A 22,747-nucleotide genomic window follows, 5' to 3' on the forward strand; every position below is an offset into this window, starting at 1 on the left:
GGAGTCACTGCAATGGCCTTGCTACAGCTGGAGCGCATCGGCGCACAGTATCCCGGGGCATCGGAAGCCGTGTTGACGGATATTTCACTGACCCTGGGGCCGCAACAATTGCTGGTTGCCCTGGGTCCGTCCGGCAGCGGCAAGACCTCGCTGCTGAACCTGATCGCCGGGTTCGTCCAGCCCAGCGCCGGGCAGATCACCCTGGACGGCGTGCCAGTCCTGGGGCCCGGCGCCGAACGCGGCGTGGTGTTCCAGGACGACGCGCTGTTGCCTTGGCAGGATGTGCTGGCAAACGTCGGGTTCGGCCTGGAGCTGGCCGGGGTCGCCAGGGAACCGCGCGAAACCCGCGCCCGGGAGATGCTCGCCTTGGTGGGCCTGGCCGGTTTCGAGGGACGCCGTGTCTGGCAGCTCTCCGGTGGTCAGAAGCAGCGCGTCGGCCTGGCCCGGGCACTGGCGGCCGACCCTCGCGTGCTGCTGATGGACGAACCCTTCGGCGCGCTGGACGCGTTCACCCGTGAACAGATGCAAGAGCTGTTGCTGCAGGTCTGGCAACGCACTGCCAAACCGGTGTTCCTGATTACCCATGACATCGAAGAGGCCGTGTTCCTCGCCACCGAACTGATCCTGCTGGCGCCCAACCCGGGGCGGATTGTCGAACGGCTGAGCCTGGACTTCAGCCGGCGCTACGGGGCCGGGGAGTCGGCGCGATCGATCAAGTCCGACCCTCGCTTCATCGACATCCGTGAACACGTGCTTGCCAAAGTGTTCGCCCAACGCAGCGTCACCCGACACCAGGAGCCGGTATGAGCAGCTATGAAATCCCGGCGGTGGCCAGCGAACCCCTAACCGGAAAACCAGCGCGCCGCTTCCGGCATCCCCTGAGCACGCGCCGGATCAGCGGCCTGACGCTGATCACGCTGCTGGTCCTGTGGTGGGCGATGACGGCAAGCGGGCTGGTCGAACCGTTGTTCCTGCCCTCGCCTTCCGCCGTGCTGCAAAAAGGCTGGCTGCTGGCGACCAGTGGCTATATGGACGCCACGCTCTGGCAGCACCTGGGCGCGAGCCTCGGACGGATCGGCCTGGGCTTGTTGTTGGCCGTGCTGACAGCGGTGCCGGTGGGCATTGCCATTGGCTCCAGCCGTATCGCTCGGGGCGTGTTCGATCCGTTGATCGAGTTCTATCGGCCGATTCCGCCGCTGGCCTACCTGCCGCTGATCGTGATCTGGTGCGGCATCGGCGAATTGTCGAAGGTGCTGCTGATCTACCTGGCGATTTTTGCCCCGATTGCCATCGCCACCGCCACCGGTGTGCGCACGGTCGACCCGGCCAAGGTACGGGCCGCGCAATCCCTGGGCGCGACGACGGCACAGTTGATTCGCCACGTGATCCTGCCCAGCGCCCTGCCTGACATTCTCACCGGCATTCGCATCGGCCTGGGTGTGGGCTGGTCGACACTGGTGGCCGCCGAACTGATCGCCGCCACCAGCGGCCTGGGGTTCATGGTGCAGTCAGCAGCGCAGTTCCTGGTCACCGATGTGGTGGTGCTGGGGATCCTGGTCATCGCACTCATCGCCTTCGCCATGGAAATGAGCTTGCGAGCTGTGCAACGCAAACTGGTGCCGTGGCATGGCCAGGCCCATTGAGACCGAATGACCACGCCGACCATTCGGCGCCCAATCCAGGAAAACAACGATGAGCCACCCAACCGTCACCCCGTTGAGTATCGCCCTCGGTGCGCAGATCAGCGGGATCGATATCAGCCAGCCGCTGGGCATGGAACAACGGGATTTCATTGAGCAGGCATTGCTCGAACACCAGGTATTGTTCTTTCGGGACCAGCCCATCGACCCGGTCCAGCAGGCACGCTTCGCCGCCTGTTTTGGCGACCTGCATATTCACCCCATCTACCCCAATGTGCCCGGGCAGCCCGAAGTGCTGGTGCTCGACACGGCTGTCACCGATGTTCGCGACAACGCCGTCTGGCACACCGACGTGACCTTCCTGCCGACCCCGGCCATGGGGGCGGTGCTCAGCGCCAAACTATTGCCGGCGTTCGGTGGCGATACCTTATGGGCCAGCGGCATTGCCGCCTACGAAGCCTTGTCGGCACCGTTGAAAAGCCTGCTGCAAGGCCTGACGGCCACCCACGATTTCACTCGATCCTTTCCTCTGGAGCGCTTTGGTCATACCGCCGCGGACCAGGCTCGTTGGGAAGAAACACGACGGAAAAACCCACCGCTGTCCCATCCGGTGGTTCGCACCCATCCGGTGAGCGGTCGCCGGTCGCTGTTCGTCAACGAAGGCTTTACCACACGCATCAATGAGCTGTCCGAAACCGAAAGCGAAGCCATTCTGAAACTGCTGTTCGCCCATGCCACCCGCCCGGAGTTCACCCTTCGCTGGCGCTGGCAGGTCAATGACGTGGCGTTCTGGGACAACCGCGTGACCCAGCATTTCGCCGTGGACGACTACCGCCCTGCCCGACGCGTGATGCACCGGGCGACGGTGCTGGGGGATGTGCCGTTTTTCGAATAATCCCCAATCCTATGTGGCGAGGGAGCTTGCTCCCTCGCCACAGAGTCTGTGTTCAGATTTGGGGATTACTCCGCCGACGAAGGCTTCTCCCAGAGATTGATACCGCCTTCCTGGGCAAACCGGTCGATCTCCGCCAGTTCTTCGGCATTGAAGCTCAGGTTCTGCAGCGCCCCGACGTTCTCGACGATCTGCTCCGGGCGGCTGGCGCCGATCAGGGCAGACGTGACCCGAGGATCGCGCAGGGTCCAGGCCAGGGCCATTTGTGCCAGGCTTTGGCCGCGTCGCTGAGCGATCTCGTTGAGGGCGCGCACGTGGGCGATGTTTTCCTCCGACAGATGCGAAGCCTGCAACGAACCGCCACCCGGACGATTGACCCGTGCATCGGACGGAATACCCTTGAGGTACTTGTCCGTGAGCAGACCCTGGGCCAGTGGGGTAAAGGCGATCACGCCGGTACCCAATTCGTCGGTGGCGTCCAGCAGGTCTTTTTCCACCCAGCGGTTGAGCAGGTTGTAGGCTGGCTGGTGGATCAGCAACGGGATTTTCCACTCCTTGAGCAACGCAGCCATTTCCCGGGTCTTTACGCCGGAATAGGAAGAAATACCGACGTACAACGCCTTGCCTTGTTGTACTGCCGTCGCAAGGGCGCTGGCGGTTTCTTCCAGCGGGGTATCCGGATCGAAGCGGTGGGAATAAAAGATATCCACATAGTCGAGTCCCAGGCGTTGCAGGCTCTGATCGAGGCTGGCCAACACGTACTTTCGCGACCCGCCACCCTGGCCATACGGTCCGGGCCACATGTCCCAACCGGCCTTGCTGGAGATGATCAACTCGTCGCGGTAGTGCTTGAAGTCCTCACGCAACAACCGACCGAAATTGATCTCGGCGCTGCCGTAGGGCGGGCCGTAGTTGTTCGCCAGGTCGAAGTGGTTGATGCCCAGGTCAAACGCCGTGCGCAGCAAGGCACGCTGAGTGTCGATCGGCGTGCTGTCGCCGAAGTTGTGCCACAACCCCAGCGACAACGCCGGCAACACCAACCCGCTGCGACCAACGCGGCGATAGGGAATGGACTCGTAGCGATTTTCAGCAGCGATGTAGGTCATCGAAGGCTCTCTGTTCGGGGACAATGCGGATGGCAGAAGCTAACATTTCACAGACGCATCGTTCAGCTCGAAAGTTCGCGTAGTCGTCGTGAAAGCGACAGGATCGCAGCGAGATCCAATGTGGGAGCGAGCCTGCTCGCGATGGCGGTGGGACAGGCGATGATACGTCGGCTGATAAGGCCTCATCGCGAGCAGGCTCGCTCCCACAGGCGGCGATTAGCGCTAACGCGCCTCGGCAAACACCTCCGTCACCCAATCCACAAACACCCGCACCCGCGGCGAAAGGTGACGGTTGTGCGGGTAGAGCACCGATATCGGCATGGGCGGCGGCGGGGTGGCCGTGAGGATTTCCTGGACCAGGCCCTGCTGGATCTGCGTTTCCATCCGATAGCGCGGGCATTGGATCAGGCCCAGGCCGGCGATGGCCGAGGCGGCGTAGATTTCGGCACCGAACACCGAGAGCGCACCCTCGATAGCCACTTCCTTGAGTTCGCCTTCAACCATGAACTCGAACGGATATTGTTTGGCGGTGGTGCGCGACACGTAGTTCACCGCCCGGTGCCGGCCCAGGTCGTCGAGGCTTTTCGGTTCGCCGTACTGACGCAAATAGGCGGGGCTGGCACAGGTGATCTGTCGCAGGTTGGCGACACGCCGGCCAATCAACGACGAATCCCCCAGCGTGCCGGCCCGCAGCACGCAATCGATCCCTTCGCTGATCAGGTCGACGAAACGATCGGCCTCGCTGATGGACAACTCGATGTCCGGGTAACGGGCCATGAATTGTGGCAGCGCCGGGATCACGAAATGCCGGGCCAGGGTACCGTGCAAGTCCACCCGCAACCGCCCCTTGGGCGCCACGCTGCGAAACGCCAGTTCGGCCTCTTCGAGTTCCGCCAGCAGTTGAACGCAGCGAGGGTAATAAGCTTCGCCATCCAGCGTCGGTCGCACCTTCCGGGTGCTGCGCTCCAACAGGCGTACACCCAACCAGGCTTCGAACTGATTGAGGGTATGAGTCAGCGTGGCGCGGGGCAGGTTCAGGTCATCGGCGGCCAGAGTAAAACTGCTGCGCTCGTAGATGCGCACGAACACCTTCATCGCCTTGACTTGATCCATGGCTTGCCGCGCCCTGATTGTTGGTGGTTATTGAACAGTCAAGGCAACTCTCGTGTATTTATCGGGGTAAGTAAACATGTGAGTCTGGTTCCACTCCACCCAACGAAGGAAACAGCCATGTCGACTCAAACCGCCAAAGTAGCCATTGTCACCGGAGCGTCCCGCGGCATCGGTGCTGAAATCGCCAAGCAATTGGCCCACGATGGCTTCGCTGTCGCCATCAACTACGCCAACAGTGCTACCGAAGCGTCGAAGCTGGTGGTGCAGTTGCGCCAGGCCGGTCACCGGGCCATCGCGATCAAGGCCGATGTGTCTTCCGCCGCCGACGTTCGCCGGATGTTCGATGAGACGGAGGCGCAACTGGGCAAGGTCGATGTGCTGATCAACAACGCCGGGATCCTCCAGGTGATGCCCCTGGCGCAGCACAGCGACGAACTGTTCGACCAGACCTTCGCGATCAACACCCGGGGTACGTTCAATACCTTGCGCGAAGCCGCGACCCGCCTCAACGACGGCGGCCGCATCGTGAACTTCTCCAGCAGTACCGTTGGCCTGAACCTGCCCGGCTATTCGGTGTACATCGCCAGCAAGGCGGCGGTGGAATCGCTGACCCAGGTATTCGCCAAGGAGCTGCGCGGCCGCCAGATCACCGTCAATGCCATCGCTCCCGGCCCGGTGGCGACCGAACTGTTCATGCACGGCAAGAGCGAAGAACAGATCCAGCAGTACGCCAAGATGCCGCCCCTGGAACGCCTCGGCCAGCCGGAGGACATCGCCAGCATCCTCTCCTTCCTGGTGAGCCCTGCCGCCGGCTGGGTGAACGGTCAGGTCCTGCGGGCCAACGGCGGGCTTGTCTGAGACGCCGCCCGATCAACGCACCAGATGCAGGAACTGCATGTGCCGTTCGTACTGGTCGAGGATGTCGTTGATGACCTGCTCCTTGGTATAGCCCACCAAGTCGTAGTCCTGGCTGCCCTCGCTCAAATGTACCTCGGCACGGTAGTAACGACGGTTGTTGATCTGCTTGGAGCCCATGCCGCCCCGGGCGAAGGATGGCGTGAAGTAGCCGCGCATCTGTACCTGGTAGATGAACGGGTGCTGCTCGCCATGACCGATTTCCAGGCTGACGCTGTCGTTGGCCGGGTCGGGCTGGGTCATCACCGCCAGCCCCTTCTCGGCGAACACCGCTTTCACCTCCTCGATGGCCGGACGCACCGTGGTGTCGAGGAAGCGATAGACCTCGTCCCGGGACGGGAAATGCACCGCCTGGCTCAAGCGCTGGCGCCAGCCGCCCTTGCCGCGACGCGAACCCGACACCGGCGCCAGGGAATGCAATTGCGCGATCTGCTTCTGGGACTCGAGGTGAAACGCTTTGTGCAGGCCCCACATCATCAACAACAGGATCAGCGAGAACGGCAGTGACGTCAGCACCACCGCTGATTTCAGCGCATCGATGCTGCCGGAGAACAGCAGCGCACTGGTCACCAGGGCGGTCATCGCCCCCCAGAACACCCGCAGCCATTTCGGCCCGTCTTCATCAGCATTGCCGCCCTTGGCCGAGAGCGTTGACAGCACCACGGTGCCGGAATCGGCCGAGGTGACAAAGAACACGAAGCTGATGAACACCGTGATCGCGATGACCGTCTTGCTCCACGGGTAGGTTTCCAGCAGCAGGTAAAGACTCATCGACGGATTGTCCAGGGCCGACATGCCCAGGGCGCTCATGCCGTGGTTGAGTACCTGGTCGATGGCGCTGTTGCCGAAGATCGACATCCACGCGAGGGTGAAACCCAAGGGGATCAGCAACACGCCAAACACGAATTCACGGATGGTGCGACCACGGGAAATCCGCGCGATGAACAGCCCCACGAACGGCGACCAGGCGATCCACCAGGCCCAATAGAACACCGTCCAGCCCCCCAGCCAGTCGCTGGGTTTGTCGTAGGCATAGAGATCGAAACTCTTCATCGGCAAGGCGCCGAGGTAATCGCCCACATTCTGGATCAGGGTGTTGAGCAAATGCTGGGTGGGCCCGGCAAACAGCACGAACAGCAGCAGCGCGCAGGCCAGCAGCATGTTGATGTCGGACATGACCCGCACGCCCTTATCGACGCCGGCCACCGCCACGATGATCGCCGCCCCCATCATCAGCACGATCAGGCCAACCTGAATCCATTGGGTATGCGGAATGCCCAGCAGGTAATCGAGACCGGAATTGAGGTGCAGGACCCCAAATCCCATGTCGGCGCCGAGGCCGAACACGGTTGCGATGATGCCGAAGCCATCGACGGCATAGCCGATGGGACCGTTGATGCGTTTGCCGATCAGCGGATACAACGCCGAACGCAGCGCCAGCGGCAGGTTATGCCGATAGGCAAAGTACGCCAGGGCCATGCCGACGAACGCAAACACGCCCCAGCCGTGCAGGCCCCAATGCAGAAACAGTATCTGCATGGCCTGGCGCGCCGCATCGGCAGTGCCGGCCTCGCCTTGGGGCGGCTGCGCCAGATGGGTCAGCGGCTCGGAGACGCAAAAGAAGAACAGCGTGATGCTGATCCCGGCGGCGAACAACATGCCGGCCCAGGACAGGTAACTGAATTCGGGCTCGTCGTGGTCGGCACCGAGCTTGATCTTGCCGTAGCCGGACAAGGCGGTGACCACCACGAAGACCAGATACAGGGCCATCGCCAGCAGGTAATACCAGCCGACCGTATTGGCCGCCCAGTTCTGCGCCGCCAGCAGCCAGGCGCCGGCTTGCTCGGGCATGGCAATCACCACCAGGCCGAACAACAGGATAAACGTCGCCGCGAAGTAGAATACCGGCGGGTTCATGCGGACCAGGCCGCTGGGTGGAAGGGACGAGGCACTCATGAACGAAGTACCCCGATGTGGGAAACCGTGACAGTCGATAACGGACTCGGCAAAGGCAAGCCTCCTGTTGTGAGCGGGCAGCAAACCAATGGTTTAACTTGAATGAACGTTCAATTTAAACATGAATAGGCAGCTAAGGACTAATCGCCGGTCTCGGCGGTACGTGTCCCACATAGATGACGCCGCTTCGCCTACATTCGTTCAGTGGGGCACCCTAGGTTCCAAATAAACAAATACCCTGTGGGAGCGAGCCCGCTCGCGAAAGCGGTCTGTCAGGCACATTGTATGTAGCAGGTACACCGCTATCGCGAGCAGGCTCGCTCCCACAAGGGGCTCCGTCCCCCACTCTGATCTGGTCCCGGGGTTGCCCGTGAATATCGGCGTGCCTATAGTCCAGACATTGCCTACAACCAGTACGGACTCATGATCAAACAACAGCTGTCCCGCTTTAACCGTCTCGACCTGCTCGGCCATCCGACACCGCTGGAAAAACTCGAACGCCTCTCCGCCTGGCTCGGCCGCGACCTTTACATCAAGCGCGACGACCTGACGCCCCTGGCCCTGGGTGGCAACAAGCTGCGCAAGCTCGAATACCTCGCCGCCGACGCCTTGGCCCAGGGAGCCGACACCCTGATTACCGCCGGCGCAATCCAATCCAACCATGTGCGCCAGACTGCCGCACTGGCGGCCAGACTGGGCCTGGGTTGCGTGGCACTGCTGGAAAACCCCATCGGCACCGAGGACGCCAATTACCTGGGCAATGGCAACCGATTGCTGTTGGAATTGTTCGACGCCAAGGTCGAACTGGTGGAAAACCTGGATAACGCCGACGAGCAACTGCAGGCCCTGGCCGCGCGGCTGCGCAACAACGGCAAGAAGCCGTACCTGGTGCCGATTGGTGGCTCAAACGCCCTGGGCGCATTGGGGTACGTGCGCGCCGGCCTGGAATTGGCCGAGCAAATCAAGGATACCGGCCTGGATTTCGCCGCCGTGGTGCTGGCCTCGGGCAGCGCCGGCACCCACAGCGGCCTGGCCCTGGCCTTGAGTGAAACCCTGCCGCAACTTCCAGTAATTGGCGTAACGGTATCGCGCAGTGAAGAAGACCAGTTCCCTAAGGTCCAGGGGCTTGCCGAACGCGTCGCCCAGTTGCTTGATGTCGCGCTTCCAGAGGCCTTCAAGGTGAACCTGTGGGACGAATATTTCGCCCCTCGCTACGGTGAACCGAACGCCGGTACGCTGGCAGCGGTCAAGCTGCTGGCCAGTCTCGAAGGCCTGCTGCTGGATCCGGTCTATACCGGCAAGGCCATGGCCGGCCTGCTCGACGGCATCGGCCGCGACCGTTTCGACGAGGGTCCGATCATCTTCCTGCACACCGGCGGGGCACCGGCGCTGTTTGCCTACAACGCCGCGTTCTGAAAGGAATGAGAGCAGCATCTTCCTGTGGGAGCGAGCCTGCTCGCGATGGCGGTGTTTCAGTCAAATAGCCGCTGACTGACCCACCGCCATCGCGAGCAGGCTCGCTCCCACAGAGAACAACTCCATTTCGGAATATGTGGATGATTTAATATTATTTTCCAATCTATTAAAGCCACCCTATAGTCATGCCCGCTGGCCTAATTGCCACGCGACGCACACGCCGCTTTAAGGCAGGATGTGGCAGTCTTCCAGATCACGGCTACACCTTCTAATCCAATACGTCTTCATAAGAAAACACAGGGGCTTGTCATGAATTTTTCCGCATTACGTCGCAACCTGTTGATCGGTTCGCTGGGCCTGGCATTGAGCGCCGGCCTGTTGGGGCAAGCAGTGGCCGGTGAGCAACTGCAGAAAATCAAGGATGCAGGCGTGATCAACGTCGGCCTGGAAGGCACTTATCCACCGTTCAGCTTCGTCGATGCCGACGGCAAACTGGCCGGTTTCGAAGTCGAGTTTTCCGAAGCCCTGGCCAAGGAACTGGGTGTGAAGGTGAATCTGCAAGCCACTAAATGGGATGGCATCCTGGCTGCGCTGGAATCCAAGCGTCTGGACGCCGTGATCAACCAGGTCACCATTTCCGAAGAGCGCAAGAAAAAGTACGACTTCTCCGAGCCCTACACCGTCTCCGGCATCCAGGCGCTGGTTCTGAAGAAAAACGAAGAAAAACTCAACATCAAGGCCGCCGCCGACCTGGCTGGCAAGAAAGTCGGCGTAGGCCTGGGCACCAACTACGAACAGTGGCTCAAGGACAACGTGCCCAAGGCGGACATCCGTACCTACGAGGATGATCCGACCAAGTACCAGGACCTGCGTATCGGCCGTATCGACGCAATTCTGGTAGACCGCCTGGCCGCCTTCGAACTGGCGAAAAAGGCCCCGGACACCGCGGTTGCCGGCGACGCCTTCTCCCGCCAGGAAGCCGGCGTGACCCTGCGTAAAGGCGAACCCGAGCTGTTGGCGGCGGTGAACAAAGCCATCGATAAGCTGCGCGCCGACGGCACCTTGAAGAAGCTGTCCGAGAAATACTTCAACGCTGACGTCACTCAATAATGGAAGCAAAGCTCCAACTCGTCCTCAGTTCCACGCCCTTTTTGCTTCAGGGCGTGTACTTCACGGTCATCCTGAGCCTGGGAGGAATGTTCTTCGGCTTCCTGCTCGGGTTTGGCCTGGCCTTGATGCGCCTGTCGCGCTTCAAACTGGTGAGCTGGTTCGCCCGGGTCTACGTCTCGTTCTTCCGCGGCACGCCGTTGCTGGTCCAATTGTTCATGATGTATTACGGCCTGCCACAAGTGGGCATCGAACTGGACCCGATACCCGCAGCGCTGATCGGTCTCTCGTTGAACATGGCCGCCTACATCTGTGAAACCCTGCGGGCCGCCATCAGCTCCATCGAGCGTGGCCAGTGGGAAGCGGCTGCCAGCATCGGTATGACCCGCGTGCAGACGTTGCGTCGGGCCATCCTGCCGCAAGCCATGCGCACGGCCCTGCCGCCCTTGGGAAACAGCTTCACGTCGCTGGTCAAGGACACCTCGCTGGCAGCCACCATCCAGGTGCCTGAACTGCTCCGCCAGGCGCAGTTGGTTTCCGCGCGGACCTTTGAAATTTTCGCCATGTACCTGTCCGCGGCACTGATCTACTGGATTCTTGTCAGCGCCCTGGCACATGTGCAAAACCGTCTGGAAGCGCGGGTCAACCGGCATGAGCAGGAGTCGTGAAGCATGATCGTGGTTGAAAAGCTGACCAAACAATTCAAGGGTCAGACGGTGCTCAACGGCATCGACCTGCAGGTCGAAGAAGGCGAAGTCGTTGCCATCATCGGTCCCAGCGGCTCGGGCAAGACCACCTTCCTGCGCTGCCTGAACTTCCTCGAAGAACCCAGCAGCGGCCGGATCAAGGTCGGTGACATCGAAATCGATGGCAGCCGCCCGCTGAACCAGCAACAGAGCCTGGTGCGTCGTCTGCGCCAGCAGGTGGGTTTTGTGTTCCAGAACTTCAATCTGTTTCCCCATCGCACGGCCCTGGAAAATGTCATCGAGGGCCCGCTGGTGGTGAAGAAGACCCCACGTGCCGACGCCGAGACTCTGGGCCGCAAACTGTTGGCCAAGGTCGGCCTGGCCGGCAAGGAGGACGCCTATCCACGACGCCTCTCCGGCGGTCAGCAACAACGGGTGGCGATTGCCCGGGCGTTGGCGATGGAGCCGCAAGTGATTCTGTTCGACGAACCGACCTCGGCTCTGGACCCGGAACTGGTCGGAGAAGTCCTGGCGACCATTCGCGGCCTGGCCGAAGAAAAACGCACCATGGTCATCGTGACCCACGAAATGAGCTTTGCTCGTGACGTGGCGAACCGCGTGGTGTTTTTCGACAAGGGCGTGATCGTCGAACAAGGTGAAGCCAAGGCCATGTTCGCAGCACCCAAGGAAGAACGCACCCGGCAGTTTCTCAGCAAGTTTCTCTCCGCCGGTCACGGTGCGCAGTAACTTATCGATAAAGGCTTACTTCCAGGGACGGAAGGGGCTGTCGACTTGAAAACAAACCAGCAACGTGAAATCCGCTGAATATCTTCAATTATTTGAAGTGCGGTATATACATACCTCTCGCAACACTTTCCTTCTCGCTAAGCTTCCTGCCAGCTCATGCCCTGCAAACCTCCGGCCGGGCTTTAAAGCAAGGTAAAAGGCGACTCCCGCTGTGTATTTTTAACATCATCATGTAGGACATTTCTGAAGAACTACAGAGTCCGCCAATAAGCACGCACCTCTATTGACACTGAAACTATCGACCCCGTATCTAGCTTACCAATAGGCGATGCCCATTATTTTAGTTGTACGCAGCGGATAACCGTAGAAACAGCATTCAAGACTGCACAATAAAATAGTCGTGTATATCAACGCCTTTGCTCTTTCCGAAACGGACTTCGTTTTTCAGCATCAAGGAGAACACCATGACATGTACGTCAACTATCCCGGAACTCGCCGCCCCCGCCCTGGCCAATGCCTGCCGTAGCGGAATCAACATCACCGGTGCCGCTCGCCTGGAAGTGCTCATCCCCCCTTACCCCGGTATGGACGCCGGCGACCTGATCGAACTGTTCTGGGACAACTGCTACGTCGGCTCGCGCCTGCTGACCGAGGCGGATACGCAAGCCAGTGTCACGTTGCGTGTACCGGAGAGTTTCATCGTCAACGGGACCTCGCGCATCCATTATCGTGTGATGCGGGTCGGGCGCGGGCCGGCACTGTCGGCAGCGCATCGGGTACAGGTCAAACTCGACTGTCCCGGCGGCCAGCCATCGACCCTGAGTGGCGATGAAAACCAGGGGCTGGCACCGGTGCGTATTCCGGAGACCATCCGGCGCCAGGGAGTGAACCCGAGCCAGATCAAACGCGGCGTCCCGCTGACCATCGAGCCCTACCTGAACATGGCCGTCGACGATGCGATCACCTTGCGCTGGGGCGATGTGCGCATGGACCTGCCCCGGATCAAATCCTGCGAAGTGGGCCAGCCGGTCAACGTCTGGGTGCCACCGGAGATCATCCTGGAGGCGGGAGAAGACCTGCGCCTGGAGGTGACCTATTGCATCCTCGATCGAGTGGGCAACAACTCCCACTGGGCGCCGCCCCGGACACTGACGATCGGCTGCGCCAGGGCTTATTTGAAAACCCCACCGAAAGAGCTGCTCCTGGCTGCAGAACCGCGACGTAAAAAGCCTTGATACAACAGGCTCGGGGGACATTTTCTGTGGCGAAGGGGATTTATCCCCTCGCTACAACATCACCCGGCGAAAGCCCTCTATGCATATTCCTAAACGTTAGTTCAAAAAGAATTTACATCCGTTTAGGGTATATGAACCGGACCACCGGACATTCCTGATTTTCTTGAGATGTGAGGTGGGTATGGTACGGAACACAATCACCCCGGCGCAGAACGCCCAGGCGCTGCCGACAGCCACGGAGCGGCTGTGATGTCTGGTCTGGCGCAAGCAAAGATCCAGAGCGATCTGGACGTCGCACCCCCGTTGTTGCCTGCCCAGGTGCTGCGCAACGATGCCGAGGCGATCCAGGCCGCACGCGAGTTGGCACAGGTAGCTCGCCAACAAGCCGCACGACGGGATCAACAGCGCAAGCTGCCTTGGGCTGAGATCGAACAATTCACCCGCAGCGGGCTCGGCAGTATCGCTATCCCTCGGGAATTCGGTGGGCCGCAAGTCTCGTTCGTCACCCTTGCCGAAGTCTTCTCGATCATTTCCGCCGCCGACCCGGCCCTCGGACAGATTCCGCAGAACCAGTTTGGCGTGCTCCAACTGATTCTTGGCACAGGCACCGAACGGCAGAAAGAAATCCTTCTGAATAGCGTGCTCGAAGGCTGGCGCATCGGCAACGCGGGGCCGGAACGCGGTACTCGCAACACCTTGGAGCTCAAGGCACGGATCAGCGCCGACAGCCACGGCTTCGTCATCAACGGCCAGAAGTTCTATTCCACCGGCGCATTGTTCGCCCATTGGGTTGCGGTCAAGGCGCTGAACGACGAGGGCCGGCAGGTGCTGGCTTTCGTACGACGCGGTACACCGGGCCTGCGCATCGTCGACGACTGGTCGGGTTTCGGTCAGCGCACTACGGCCAGTGGCACCGTGCTGCTGAACAACGTGCGGGTCGATGCCGAGCTGGTGCTGGACAACTGGCGCATCAACGAGACGCCAAACGTGCAAGGTGCGATCTCGCAATTGATCCAGGCTGCCATTGACGCGGGCATCGCCCGTGGTGCTATCGACGACACCATTGCATTCGTCCGCGAACGCTCCCGACCCTGGATCGATGCCAAAGTCGAGCGGGCCAGCGATGACCCATACGTTATCGCCGACATCGGCAGGCTGAAAATCGACCTGCACGCCACCGAAGCGCTGTTGCGCAAGGCCGGCCAGGTGCTGGACCAGGTCAATGCCGCGCCCATCACCGCGCAATCCGCCGCCCGGGCCTCGATAGCCGTGGCCGAGGCCAAGGTGTTGAGCACCGAAATTGCCCTGCAGGCCAGCGAAAAGCTGTTCGAGCTGGCCGGCAGCCGCGCGACCCTCGCCGAATTCAACCTCGACCGTCATTGGCGCAATGCGCGCGTCCATACCCTGCACGACCCGGTGCGCTGGAAGTATCACGCAGTGGGCGCCTATCACCTGAACGGCACTTTACCGGCCCGGCATTCCTGGATCTGACCACCCGACCTCTGGAGCAGCACATGACGTTTTCCCAACACGTCGCGGTGATCACCAGCGACGAACAAGCCCTGGTCGTAGCCAGCGACCTGGCCGACGACTTCAAGCGCGACAGCGCCCTGCGCGACCTCGAACGGCGCCTGCCGCACCCCGAGCTCGAAGCCTTTTCCCGCTCCGGCCTGTGGGGCATCAGCGTGCCCAAGGCCTACGGTGGCGCGGGCGTTTCCAACGTCACGCTGGCCAAAGTCATTGCATTGATCGCCGAGGCTGACGGCTCTCTCGGGCAGATTCCGCAGAACCATTTTCATGCCCTGGAAGTGCTGCGGGTCAATGGCAGCGACGCACAGAAACACCGCCTGTACAGCGAGGTCCTGGCCGGCCAGCGGTTTGGCAATGCCTTGGCGGAGCTGGGCACCAAGACCGCCCATCACCGCACCACCCAGCTGCGCCGCGACGGCGACGGCTATCGCATCAACGGTCGCAAGTTCTACGCCACCGGTGCGCTCTATGCCCAGCGCATCCCCACGTCAGTGGTGGATGAGCACGGTGTCCAGCAGTTGGCCTTCGTCCCGCGCAACAGCAAGGGTCTGACGGTGATCGACGATTGGAGCGGTTTCGGACAGCGCACCACCGGCAGCGGTTCGGTGCTGTTCGAAGACGTGTATGTCTCGGCCGAAGACGTCCTGCCCCTCCAGAGTGCCTTCGAGCGGCCGACGCCGGTGGGGCCACTGGCGCAGATTCTTCATGCCGCCATCGACACCGGTATCGCCCGCGCCGCCTATGAAGATGCCCTGCAGTTTGTCCGGAGCAAAACCCGGCCATGGATCGACGCCACCAGTGAGGTCGCCACCGAAGACCCACACACGCTCAAGAGTTTTGGCCAACTGAGCAGCCGCCTGCATGCCGCCGAAGCGCTGCTGGAAAGGGCCGGGGAATTTCTCGACCGGGCCCAGGCCGACGCCAACGCCGAAACAGTCGCCGCCGCGTCGATTGCCGTGGCCGAAGCCCGCGCCATCAGTACCGAAATTTCCCTAGCCACCGGCAGCACGCTGTTCGAGCTGGCCGGTAGCCAGGCGACCCTGGCTGAGCATGGCCTGGACCGCCATTGGCGCAACGCCCGGGTGCACACGCTGCATGACCCGGTGCGCTGGAAATACCACGCGGTGGGCAACTTCTATCTCAATGATGAGAAGCCGCCGCTGCGGGGGACCATCTGATGGCACCCGGCAAGAAAAAAATCCTGCTCAACGCGTTCAACATGAACTGCATCGGGCACATCAATCACGGACTGTGGACGCATCCCCAGGACACCTCTACCCAGTACAACACTCTCGAATACTGGACCGGACTGGCGCAACTGCTGGAACGCGGGCTGTTCGACGGGTTGTTCATCGCCGATATCGTCGGGGTCTACGACGTGTATCAACAATCGGTGGACGTCACGCTGAAGGAGTCGATTCAGCTACCGGTCAACGATCCGTTGCTGTTGGTCAGTGCGATGGCCGCCGTCACGAAAAACCTGGGCTTCGGCCTCACCGCCAACCTGACCTACGAGCCGCCCTACCTGTTCGCCCGTCGCATGAGCACCCTCGACCATCTGAGCCGTGGCCGGGTCGGCTGGAACATCGTCACCGGCTACCTGGAAAGCGCCGCCAAGGCCATGGGCCTGACTGCGCAGGTCGAGCATGACCGTCGCTACGACCAGGCCGATGAATACCTGCAAGTGCTCTACAAACTGTGGGAAGGCAGCTGGGAAAACGACGCGGTGCTCAACGACCGCGAACAGCGGATCTACGCCCGACCGGAAAAAGTCCACAAGGTCCGCCACCAGGGCGAGTTCTATCGGGTCGAGGGTTACCACCTCTGCGAACCTTCACCCCAGCGTACACCGGTGCTGTTCCAGGCCGGCAGCTCGGAGCGTGGACTGCAGTTCGCCGGGCGCCACGCCGAGTGCGTGTTCATCAGCGGGCAGAACAAAGCGGCGACCAGGCACCAGGTGGACAAGGTGCGCGCCAGCGCCGTTCAGGACGGACGCAAGCCCGAGGACATCAAGGTGTTCATGGGCCTGAACGTGATCGTCGGCGAGACCGAAGCAGCCGCCTGGGCCAAGCACGCCGAATACCTGAGCTACGCCAGCGCAGAAGCCGGGGTCGCACATTTCTCCGCGTCGACGGGCATCGATTTTTCCGAGTACACACTGGACGAACCTATCCAGTACGTGAAGAACAATGCCATCCAGTCCGCTACCCGGATCCTGCAGAACAACGATTGGACCCGGCGCAGGCTCCTGGAACAACACGCCCTGGGCGGCCGCTACATCACGCTGGTCGGCTCGGCCGAGCAGGTGGCCGACGAGCTGGAGTCATGGATTGCCGAAACCGGTCTCGACGGTTTCAACCTGACCCGCCTTGTCACGCCACAAAGCTATGTGGACTTCATCGACCTGGTGATCCCCGAACTGCAGCGACGCGGGTCGTACAAAACGGAATATGACCGCGGCACCCTGCGGGAAAAGCTGTTCCATGCAGAAGCTCATTTGCCCGAACGACACACCGGCTCGCACTACCGACACGGACTCAATACTGGAAATTCTCATGACTCATGACACGCTCTCCTGGCCGTTCAAAGCACTGGCCCTGACCCTCAGCCTGTTCAGCCCGGCACTGTTTGCCACCGATGCACCGCTGAAAATCGGTACCACCGCCGCATTCGCCATCCCCCTGGAGGCCGCCGTGGACGAGGCGTCCAAACAAGGCCTGAAGGTCGAGTTGGTGGAGTTCAGCGACTGGATCGCGCCGAACGTCAGCCTCGCCTCCGGCGATATCGACGTGAACTATTTCCAGCACATCCCGTTCCTGGAAAATGCCAAAGCCGCCGCCGGATTCGACCTGGTGCCGTTCGCACCGGGAATCATCAACAACGTCGGCCTCTACTCGAAGAAATACAAAAGCTTCAACGAACTGCCCGAGGGCGCGAGCGTCGCCATCGCCAACGATCCGATCAACAGCGGCCGCGGCTTGCAACTGCTGGCCAAGGCCGGGTTGATCACGCTCAAGCCGGGAGTGGGCTACAAGGCCACCGAGGATGACATCGTCGCCAACCCGAAGAAGCTGCGGATCCTGCAGGTCGAAGCCGTGCAACTGGTGCGCGCCTATGAAGACGCCGACCTGGTGCAGGGATACCCCGCCTACATCCGCCTGGCGAACACCTTCGATGCTACCTCCGCGTTGCTGTTCGACGGCCTCGACCACAAGGAGTACGTCATCCAGTTCGTGATCCAGCCCAAGAGCAAGAATGACCCGCGGCTGATCAAGTTCGTCGACATCTATCAACACTCTCCTGCGGTGCGGGCAGCCCTGGACAAGGCCCATGGCAAGCTCTATCAGGCCGGTTGGGAGGGCTGACCATGAGCGTCGCCAATGCTCGTCCCAGATCAGAAGCATCCTTGCCCCTCAGCGCCACGCACACCGAGCTGCATCCAGAGCTCAACCGCGCCCATGTACGTTTCATCGGCGTGGGCAAGACCTACAACGGCGCCCGGGTAGCGGCTCTGCAGGGCATCGACCTGGCGATCCAGCATGGCGAAGTGTTCGGCATCATCGGCCGCAGCGGCGCCGGCAAGTCATCACTGATCCGTACCATCAACCGCCTGGAACAACCCAGCAGCGGACGGGTGCTGATCGATCAGGTCGACATCGGCGGATTCGATGAAGATCGCCTGGTGGAATTGCGTCGACGTATCGGCATGATCTTCCAGCATTTCAACCTGATGTCAGCCAAGACCGTATGGCAAAACGTCGAGTTGCCGCTGAAGGTCGCCGGCGTACCCAAGGCACAGCGCCAGCGCAAAGTCCGCGAACTGCTGGAACTGGTCGGCCTGCAAGACAAGCACAAGGCTTACCCGGCGCAGCTCTCGGGTGGCCAGAAGCAACGCGTCGGGATCGCCCGGGCGCTGGTGCACGACCCACAGATCTTGCTGTGCGACGAGGCCACCTCGGCCCTGGACCCGGAGACCACCCAATCGATTCTCGGCCTGCTGCGCCAGATCAATCAGCGGCTGGGCCTGACCATCGTGTTGATCACCCATGAAATGGCGGTGATCCGTGAGGTCTGCGACCGCGTGGTGGTGCTCGAACAAGGGCGGATCGTTGAACAAGGGCCGGTCTGGGAGGTATTCGGCAACCCTCGGCATGAGGTCAGCCGGACATTGTTGGCGCCGTTGCAACAGGCCTTGCCAGAGGAATTGCAAAGCCGTTTGCAGGCACAACCGCCATCGGCAGACGCAGCTGCGGTGCTGCGCTTGCAATTCACGGGTACGGGGCGGGAGGAACCGGATCTCGCGGCGCTATTCAGTGCCCTGGGCGGACGGGTGCGATTGCTGCATGGGGGTATCGAACGGATTCAGGGTCATGGGCTGGGACAATTGCTGCTGGCGGTCAGCGGCTCGTCCTGGGGCGTCGAAGAACTGCGGCAACGCGCCGGCAATTGGGCGCAACAGGTGGAGGTGCTGGGCTATGTGGTTTGATCGGTTGCTGCAGGGTTTCATCGACACGCTGCTGATGGTGGGCGTGTCGTCGCTGATCGCGTTACCAACCGGCATCGCACTGGCAGTGATTCTGGTCACCAGCGGCAAGGGCGGGATCTACGAAGCGCCCACGTTGAACCGCGCCCTGGGCGCGTTCGTGAATCTGTTCCGTTCGATACCCTTCCTGATCCTCATGGTGGCGCTGATCCCGTTTACGCGGCTGATCGTCGGCACAACCTACGGCGTGTGGGCTGCCGTGGTGCCGTTGACCATCGCTGCCACGCCGTTCTTCGCCCGCATCGCCGAAGTCAGCCTGCGGGAAGTCGACCACGGCTTGATCGAAGCCGCCCAGGCCATGGGCTGCCGACGCTGGCATATCGTCTGGCACGTGCTGTTGCCAGAAGCACTGCCGGGCATCGTTGGCGGCTTTACCATCACGCTGGTGACCATGATCAATTCCTCGGCCATGGCCGGGGCCATCGGTGCCGGCGGCCTGGGGGACATTGCCTATCGTTATGGTTACCAGCGCTTCGACAGCCAGATCATGCTCACCGTGATCGTGTTGCTGGTGGCACTGGTGGCGCTGATTCAGTTGGGCGGTGATCGGTTGGCGCGAGGGCTGAACAGGCGTTGAGTCGATGCTGTGACGATGGGGTATAGTCGGCTTTCGCTCCCTACTCAAGCCTCGCCATGAAACACTCTCCCGACGACCTCCACGCCATCACCGCCACGACCCTGGGCCATTACAACTCGGTCGCCGAGAGCTTTCGCGAAGGTACTCGCGATCACGACGTCAGCCAGAACATCGACGCGCTACTACGGCATATCCATGGCCCGGCACCGCTCCACATTCTCGATTTCGGCTGCGGTCCGGGGCGGGATCTGCAGACTTTCACCCGCATGGGACACGTTGCGGTGGGTCTCGACGGTTCGCAAGCATTCGCCCGAATGGCTCGCCAGGACAGTGGTTGCGAAGTGTGGCAGCAGGACTTCCTGCAACTTGACCTGCCAACCGAACGCTTCGACGGGATTTTCGCCAACGCCGTGCTGTTTCATATCCCGGTCCAGGAACTGCCGCGAGTGCTCAAGCAGTTGCATGCCACCCTCAAACCCGATGGCGTGCTGTTCAGCTCCAATCCCCGCGGCGAGAACCAGGAAGGCTGGAGCGGCCAGCGCTACGGCGCCTACCACGACGTTGAAGCCTGGCGCACGTTGCTCACCGCCGCCGGTTTCGTCGAGCTGGAGCACTACTACCGGCCGGCGGGGCTACCCCGGGAGCAACAGCCATGGCTGGCGAGTGTCTGGCGCAAGACTGTCTGACCCTTGAAGACGTCATCGCGAGCAGGCTCGCTCCCACATGGGAACCTCATCGCCTGTGGGAGCGAGCCTGCTCGCGATGACGGCACTACTGTCCAACCGGTTGCTGCTTACCCAACCACTTCTGCGACAACTGCTCCAACCTCCCATCATCCTTGATGCGCGCCAGGGCGTTGTCCACGCTGGCCTTGAACGCCGGGTTGCCCTTCTGGAACGGAATCACCAGGCTCGGTGCCGGGCCGCTCTTTTCTTCTGGTTGAAAAGACTGCGCCATCATGAGCGGACGTGATGTGTCGTCCTTGCTCGCCAGCAGTTGCGCATCCGGACGGCTGTAAGCGGCACTGGTATCGAAACGTTCCGCCAGTTCCGGGGTCATTGCTATGTGGTTGATGGCGACGTCGTACTTGCCACTTTCCACGCCGCTCAGCAGATCCGCGGCATCGGTGACCACAAAGTCGGCGCGTACATCGAGTTCATTGGCCAGCATCTGGCCCAGTTCCACTTCAAAGCCGGTGAGCTTGCCGTCTTCCTTGAAGTTGAAGGGAGCGGCATTGGCTTCGAGGGCGATGCGCAGTTCGCCACGATCGTTGATGTCGTCGATCAATTCGGCATGGGCCAAAGGGCTCAAGAGGGGTAGCAGGCAGATCAGGCCAGGCAGAAAACGCATGGTCACTCCTTGGTATTTGTACAAGCGACGCTCGTTTCAGGCTCGCTTTGCTATGGTTGTTGCAGGCTTCGACAACGATTGGTCATGAAGTTGTCACGACCAGCAGGATTTCACGGAAAAACTGGAGAAAAAAATGAAAAGCTTTATGTCACGTGCAGTTTTAGCAGGGCTGATGCTGGGAACTTCGATGCTGGCGGCAGCGACGCCTGCGCCTAAAGACGCAAAAGTATTTTTCGTGTCCCCAGCGGATGGCGCCACCGTCTCCCAGGAATTCAAGGTCAAGTTTGGCGTCGAGGGCATTGCGCTGGCGCCGGCGGGTGATACGACAAAGAACACCGGACATCACCACCTGCTGATCGACGTCGACAAACTGCCGGCCGCTGGCGCGGCGATTCCGGCCGACGCCAACCACATGCACTTCGGCAAGGCGCAAACCGAGGCCACCATCAAACTGGCGCCCGGCAAGCACACCTTGCAGCTGGAGCTGGGCGACTTCAGCCATGTACCGTTCGATCCGCCGATTGTCTCTGAAAAGATCACCGTAAACGTGAAATAAACGTGATTGGCTGACAGTAAATAACCTCTGTGGGAGCGAGCAGGCTCGCTCCCACAGGTTTATGTCAGGCAATAAAAAACGGGAGTCCTTAAGGACTCCCGTTTTTTCATTACATGCCACTTGAAGCTAACAGCTCGCCGCTGCTCTTTAGAACAACACGCGGGACCGGATGGTGCCCTTGATGTGCTGCAGCTTCTCTTGCGCCAGGTCCGAGTATTCGGCGTCGACGTCGATCACGACGTAGCCGACCTTGTCGTTGGTCTGCAGGAACTGACCGGAAATGTTGATGCCGTTTTCCGCGAAGACCTTGTTGATCTCGCTCATCACACCCGGAATGTTTTCGTGGATGTGCAGCAGACGGTGCTTGCCAGGGTGCGCCGGCAGGGCCACTTCCGGGAAGTTCACGGACGATACCGAGGTACCGTTGTCGCTGTACTTGACCAGCTTTTCCGCCACTTCCAGGCCGATGTTGGCCTGGGCTTCAGCGGTGGAACCGCCGATGTGCGGGGTCAGGATCACGTTGTCCAGGCCACGCAGCGGGCTTTCGAAGATATCGTCGTTGGAGCGCGGCTCCACCGGGAACACGTCGATGGCAGCGCCGATCAGGTGCTTGTCCTTGATCGCGTCGGCCAGGGCGTCGAGCTTGACCACAGTGCCGCGGGCGGCGTTGATCAGGATCCCGCCCTTCTTGATGGCGCGGATTTCCTTCTCGCCGATCATCCACTGGGTCGCTGCGGTTTCCGGCACGTGCAGGGTCACGATGTCGGACATGCCCAACAACTCATGCAGATCGTTGACCTGGGTGGCGTTGCCCAGTGGCAGCTTGGTCACGGTGTCGTAGAAGAACACCTGCATGCCCAGGCCTTCGGCCAGGACCGACAGTTGGGTGCCGATCGAACCATAACCGACGATACCCAGCTTCTTGCCACGGATTTCGAAGGAGTTGGCCGCGCTCTTGATCCAGCCGCCACGGTGGCAGGAAGCGTTTTTCTCGGGAATGCCGCGCAACAGCAGAATCGCTTCGGCCAGCACCAGTTCGGCAACGGAACGGGTGTTGGAGTACGGCGCGTTGAACACCGCGATACCGCGCTCGCGAGCCGCGTCGAGGTCAACCTGGTTGGTGCCGATGCAGAAGCAGCCGACCGCCACCAGTTTCTTGGCGTGGTCAAAGATCTCTTCGGTCAATTGAGTGCGGGAGCGAATACCGATGAAATGAGCATCGGCGATCTTTTCCTTGAGCTGGGCTTCCGGCAGAGAACTGGTGATGTACTCGATACTGGTATAGCCCGCCGACTTGAGGACGTCGACAGCCGATTGGTGGACGCCTTCGAGGAGAAGGAACCTGATCTTGCTCTTATCGAGAGAAGTCTTGCTCATC

At 61.1% G+C, this 22,747-nt stretch carries 22 protein-coding genes; 17 read left to right on the top strand and 5 right to left on the bottom strand.

Going from position 1 to position 22,747, the window contains the following annotated elements:
• The first annotated feature begins 12 nt into the window (after positions 1 to 12).
• From tauB to tauD, 3 genes are read left to right on the top strand one after another with little or no spacing between them, the layout of a single operon-like run.
• The gene (gene tauB, locus CGA22_RS13050; RefSeq protein ID WP_041024655.1) at positions 13 to 807 is read left to right on the top strand and encodes a taurine ABC transporter ATP-binding subunit; all 795 of its coding nucleotides are present in this window, start codon (positions 13 to 15) and stop codon (positions 805 to 807) included.
• Positions 804 to 1,643, top strand: a complete 840-nt coding sequence (gene tauC, locus CGA22_RS13055) for a taurine ABC transporter permease TauC (protein WP_041024654.1) — start codon at positions 804 to 806, stop codon at positions 1,641 to 1,643. The genes tauB and tauC overlap by 4 nt, the downstream gene beginning before the upstream one ends.
• A 49-nt stretch (positions 1,644 to 1,692) precedes the next feature.
• Entirely contained in the window at positions 1,693 to 2,535 is an 843-nt protein-coding gene (gene tauD / locus CGA22_RS13060) for a taurine dioxygenase (RefSeq protein WP_041024653.1), read from the top strand.
• A gap of 65 nt (positions 2,536 to 2,600) precedes the next feature.
• Here tauD and mgrA read toward each other — a convergent pair whose 3' ends face one another.
• Both mgrA and CGA22_RS13070 read right to left on the bottom strand, forming a co-directional pair.
• The gene (mgrA, locus tag CGA22_RS13065) at positions 2,601 to 3,638 is read right to left on the bottom strand and encodes an L-glyceraldehyde 3-phosphate reductase (RefSeq protein ID WP_041024652.1); all 1,038 of its coding nucleotides are present in this window, start codon (positions 3,636 to 3,638) and stop codon (positions 2,601 to 2,603) included.
• A 222-nt stretch (positions 3,639 to 3,860) separates the two neighbouring features.
• Positions 3,861 to 4,751 (bottom strand): LysR family transcriptional regulator, encoded by an 891-nt coding sequence (locus CGA22_RS13070; protein ID WP_041024651.1) that lies wholly within the window; start codon positions 4,749 to 4,751, stop codon positions 3,861 to 3,863.
• Between the two features lie 117 nt (positions 4,752 to 4,868).
• Here CGA22_RS13070 and CGA22_RS13075 point away from each other — a divergent pair, with 117 nt between their 5' ends.
• Positions 4,869 to 5,609, top strand: a complete 741-nt coding sequence (locus CGA22_RS13075; RefSeq protein WP_041024650.1) for an SDR family oxidoreductase — start codon at positions 4,869 to 4,871, stop codon at positions 5,607 to 5,609.
• 12 nt (positions 5,610 to 5,621) lie between these two features.
• Here CGA22_RS13075 and betT read toward each other — a convergent pair whose 3' ends face one another.
• Positions 5,622 to 7,583 (bottom strand): choline transporter BetT, encoded by a 1,962-nt coding sequence (betT, locus tag CGA22_RS13080; RefSeq protein ID WP_177329295.1) that lies wholly within the window; start codon positions 7,581 to 7,583, stop codon positions 5,622 to 5,624.
• A 462-nt stretch (positions 7,584 to 8,045) separates the two neighbouring features.
• Here betT and CGA22_RS13085 point away from each other — a divergent pair, with 462 nt between their 5' ends.
• From CGA22_RS13085 to CGA22_RS13140, 12 genes are all read left to right on the top strand, one after another.
• Positions 8,046 to 9,038 carry a D-cysteine desulfhydrase gene (locus CGA22_RS13085; RefSeq protein WP_188258608.1) on the top strand — a complete coding sequence of 331 codons (993 nt, stop codon included), beginning with the start codon at positions 8,046 to 8,048 and terminating at the stop codon, positions 9,036 to 9,038.
• A gap of 309 nt (positions 9,039 to 9,347) precedes the next feature.
• The gene (gene tcyJ, locus CGA22_RS13090; RefSeq protein ID WP_041024647.1) at positions 9,348 to 10,148 is read left to right on the top strand and encodes a cystine ABC transporter substrate-binding protein; all 801 of its coding nucleotides are present in this window, start codon (positions 9,348 to 9,350) and stop codon (positions 10,146 to 10,148) included.
• Complete coding sequence (tcyL, locus tag CGA22_RS13095; protein ID WP_041024646.1) at positions 10,148 to 10,813, top strand: cystine ABC transporter permease; 666 nt, start codon at positions 10,148 to 10,150, stop codon at positions 10,811 to 10,813. Before tcyJ ends, tcyL begins: the two co-directional genes overlap by 1 nt.
• A gap of 3 nt (positions 10,814 to 10,816) precedes the next feature.
• Complete coding sequence (tcyN, locus tag CGA22_RS13100; RefSeq protein WP_041024645.1) at positions 10,817 to 11,578, top strand: L-cystine ABC transporter ATP-binding protein TcyN; 762 nt, start codon at positions 10,817 to 10,819, stop codon at positions 11,576 to 11,578.
• A 464-nt stretch (positions 11,579 to 12,042) separates the two neighbouring features.
• Positions 12,043 to 12,813, top strand: coding sequence for a hypothetical protein (locus tag CGA22_RS13105; RefSeq protein WP_041024644.1), 771 nt, complete (start codon positions 12,043 to 12,045; stop codon positions 12,811 to 12,813).
• Between the two features lie 249 nt (positions 12,814 to 13,062).
• Entirely contained in the window at positions 13,063 to 14,304 is a 1,242-nt protein-coding gene (locus CGA22_RS13110) for an SfnB family sulfur acquisition oxidoreductase (protein WP_041024643.1), read from the top strand.
• 23 nt (positions 14,305 to 14,327) lie between these two features.
• The gene (locus CGA22_RS13115) at positions 14,328 to 15,521 is read left to right on the top strand and encodes an SfnB family sulfur acquisition oxidoreductase (protein ID WP_041024642.1); all 1,194 of its coding nucleotides are present in this window, start codon (positions 14,328 to 14,330) and stop codon (positions 15,519 to 15,521) included.
• Positions 15,521 to 16,909: an LLM class flavin-dependent oxidoreductase gene (locus CGA22_RS13120; RefSeq protein WP_041024641.1), complete on the top strand. Its 1,389-nt coding sequence runs from the start codon at positions 15,521 to 15,523 to the stop codon at positions 16,907 to 16,909. Before CGA22_RS13115 ends, CGA22_RS13120 begins: the two co-directional genes overlap by 1 nt.
• Positions 16,899 to 17,708, top strand: coding sequence for a MetQ/NlpA family ABC transporter substrate-binding protein (locus CGA22_RS13125; protein ID WP_188258609.1), 810 nt, complete (start codon positions 16,899 to 16,901; stop codon positions 17,706 to 17,708). The genes CGA22_RS13120 and CGA22_RS13125 overlap by 11 nt, the downstream gene beginning before the upstream one ends.
• 2 nt (positions 17,709 to 17,710) lie before the next feature.
• Positions 17,711 to 18,829 carry a methionine ABC transporter ATP-binding protein gene (locus CGA22_RS13130; RefSeq protein WP_041020984.1) on the top strand — a complete coding sequence of 373 codons (1,119 nt, stop codon included), beginning with the start codon at positions 17,711 to 17,713 and terminating at the stop codon, positions 18,827 to 18,829.
• On the top strand, positions 18,819 to 19,463 hold the full coding sequence (locus CGA22_RS13135) for a methionine ABC transporter permease (protein ID WP_041020983.1): 645 nt from the start codon (positions 18,819 to 18,821) through the stop codon (positions 19,461 to 19,463). The genes CGA22_RS13130 and CGA22_RS13135 overlap by 11 nt, the downstream gene beginning before the upstream one ends.
• A 56-nt stretch (positions 19,464 to 19,519) precedes the next feature.
• Positions 19,520 to 20,149 (top strand): class I SAM-dependent methyltransferase, encoded by a 630-nt coding sequence (locus CGA22_RS13140; RefSeq protein ID WP_041020982.1) that lies wholly within the window; start codon positions 19,520 to 19,522, stop codon positions 20,147 to 20,149.
• An 85-nt stretch (positions 20,150 to 20,234) separates the two neighbouring features.
• On the opposite strand, the gene CGA22_RS13145 is transcribed toward CGA22_RS13140, so the two are convergent.
• Entirely contained in the window at positions 20,235 to 20,813 is a 579-nt protein-coding gene (locus CGA22_RS13145; RefSeq protein WP_041020981.1) for a transporter substrate-binding domain-containing protein, read from the bottom strand.
• Between the two features lie 133 nt (positions 20,814 to 20,946).
• Between CGA22_RS13145 and CGA22_RS13150 the strand changes: the two genes are divergently transcribed.
• A complete protein-coding gene (locus CGA22_RS13150) occupies positions 20,947 to 21,369 on the top strand; it encodes a DUF4399 domain-containing protein (protein ID WP_041020980.1) in 423 nt (140 codons plus the stop codon).
• A gap of 147 nt (positions 21,370 to 21,516) precedes the next feature.
• Here the strand turns inward: CGA22_RS13150 and serA are convergent, their stop codons facing one another.
• Positions 21,517 to 22,746 carry a phosphoglycerate dehydrogenase gene (gene serA, locus CGA22_RS13155; RefSeq protein WP_041020979.1) on the bottom strand — a complete coding sequence of 410 codons (1,230 nt, stop codon included), beginning with the start codon at positions 22,744 to 22,746 and terminating at the stop codon, positions 21,517 to 21,519.
• Position 22,747: the final 1 nt, after the last annotated feature.

The sequence above is a fragment of the Pseudomonas sp. PSB18 genome, from assembly GCF_014596565.1.
Classification (GTDB): Bacteria; Pseudomonadota; Gammaproteobacteria; order Pseudomonadales; family Pseudomonadaceae; genus Aquipseudomonas.

What these genes read in the sequence shown, in the direction of transcription:
- tauB (WP_041024655.1), top strand. Translation starts at nt 13, where the DNA reads ATGGCCTTGCTACAGCTGGAGCGCATCGGCGCACAGTATCCCGGGGCA.
- tauC (WP_041024654.1), top strand. Translation starts at nt 804, where the DNA reads ATGAGCAGCTATGAAATCCCGGCGGTGGCCAGCGAACCCCTAACCGGA.
- tauD (WP_041024653.1), top strand. Translation starts at nt 1,693, where the DNA reads ATGAGCCACCCAACCGTCACCCCGTTGAGTATCGCCCTCGGTGCGCAG.
- mgrA (WP_041024652.1), bottom strand. Translation starts at nt 3,638, where the DNA reads ATGACCTACATCGCTGCTGAAAATCGCTACGAGTCCATTCCCTATCGC.
- CGA22_RS13070 (WP_041024651.1), bottom strand. Translation starts at nt 4,751, where the DNA reads ATGGATCAAGTCAAGGCGATGAAGGTGTTCGTGCGCATCTACGAGCGC.
- CGA22_RS13075 (WP_041024650.1), top strand. Translation starts at nt 4,869, where the DNA reads ATGTCGACTCAAACCGCCAAAGTAGCCATTGTCACCGGAGCGTCCCGC.
- betT (WP_177329295.1), bottom strand. Translation starts at nt 7,583, where the DNA reads ATGAACCCGCCGGTATTCTACTTCGCGGCGACGTTTATCCTGTTGTTC.
- CGA22_RS13085 (WP_188258608.1), top strand. Translation starts at nt 8,046, where the DNA reads ATGATCAAACAACAGCTGTCCCGCTTTAACCGTCTCGACCTGCTCGGC.
- tcyJ (WP_041024647.1), top strand. Translation starts at nt 9,348, where the DNA reads ATGAATTTTTCCGCATTACGTCGCAACCTGTTGATCGGTTCGCTGGGC.
- tcyL (WP_041024646.1), top strand. Translation starts at nt 10,148, where the DNA reads ATGGAAGCAAAGCTCCAACTCGTCCTCAGTTCCACGCCCTTTTTGCTT.
- tcyN (WP_041024645.1), top strand. Translation starts at nt 10,817, where the DNA reads ATGATCGTGGTTGAAAAGCTGACCAAACAATTCAAGGGTCAGACGGTG.
- CGA22_RS13105 (WP_041024644.1), top strand. Translation starts at nt 12,043, where the DNA reads ATGACATGTACGTCAACTATCCCGGAACTCGCCGCCCCCGCCCTGGCC.
- CGA22_RS13110 (WP_041024643.1), top strand. Translation starts at nt 13,063, where the DNA reads ATGTCTGGTCTGGCGCAAGCAAAGATCCAGAGCGATCTGGACGTCGCA.
- CGA22_RS13115 (WP_041024642.1), top strand. Translation starts at nt 14,328, where the DNA reads ATGACGTTTTCCCAACACGTCGCGGTGATCACCAGCGACGAACAAGCC.
- CGA22_RS13120 (WP_041024641.1), top strand. Translation starts at nt 15,521, where the DNA reads ATGGCACCCGGCAAGAAAAAAATCCTGCTCAACGCGTTCAACATGAAC.
- CGA22_RS13125 (WP_188258609.1), top strand. Translation starts at nt 16,899, where the DNA reads ATGACTCATGACACGCTCTCCTGGCCGTTCAAAGCACTGGCCCTGACC.
- CGA22_RS13130 (WP_041020984.1), top strand. Translation starts at nt 17,711, where the DNA reads ATGAGCGTCGCCAATGCTCGTCCCAGATCAGAAGCATCCTTGCCCCTC.
- CGA22_RS13135 (WP_041020983.1), top strand. Translation starts at nt 18,819, where the DNA reads ATGTGGTTTGATCGGTTGCTGCAGGGTTTCATCGACACGCTGCTGATG.
- CGA22_RS13140 (WP_041020982.1), top strand. Translation starts at nt 19,520, where the DNA reads ATGAAACACTCTCCCGACGACCTCCACGCCATCACCGCCACGACCCTG.
- CGA22_RS13145 (WP_041020981.1), bottom strand. Translation starts at nt 20,813, where the DNA reads ATGCGTTTTCTGCCTGGCCTGATCTGCCTGCTACCCCTCTTGAGCCCT.
- CGA22_RS13150 (WP_041020980.1), top strand. Translation starts at nt 20,947, where the DNA reads ATGAAAAGCTTTATGTCACGTGCAGTTTTAGCAGGGCTGATGCTGGGA.
- serA (WP_041020979.1), bottom strand. Translation starts at nt 22,746, where the DNA reads ATGAGCAAGACTTCTCTCGATAAGAGCAAGATCAGGTTCCTTCTCCTC.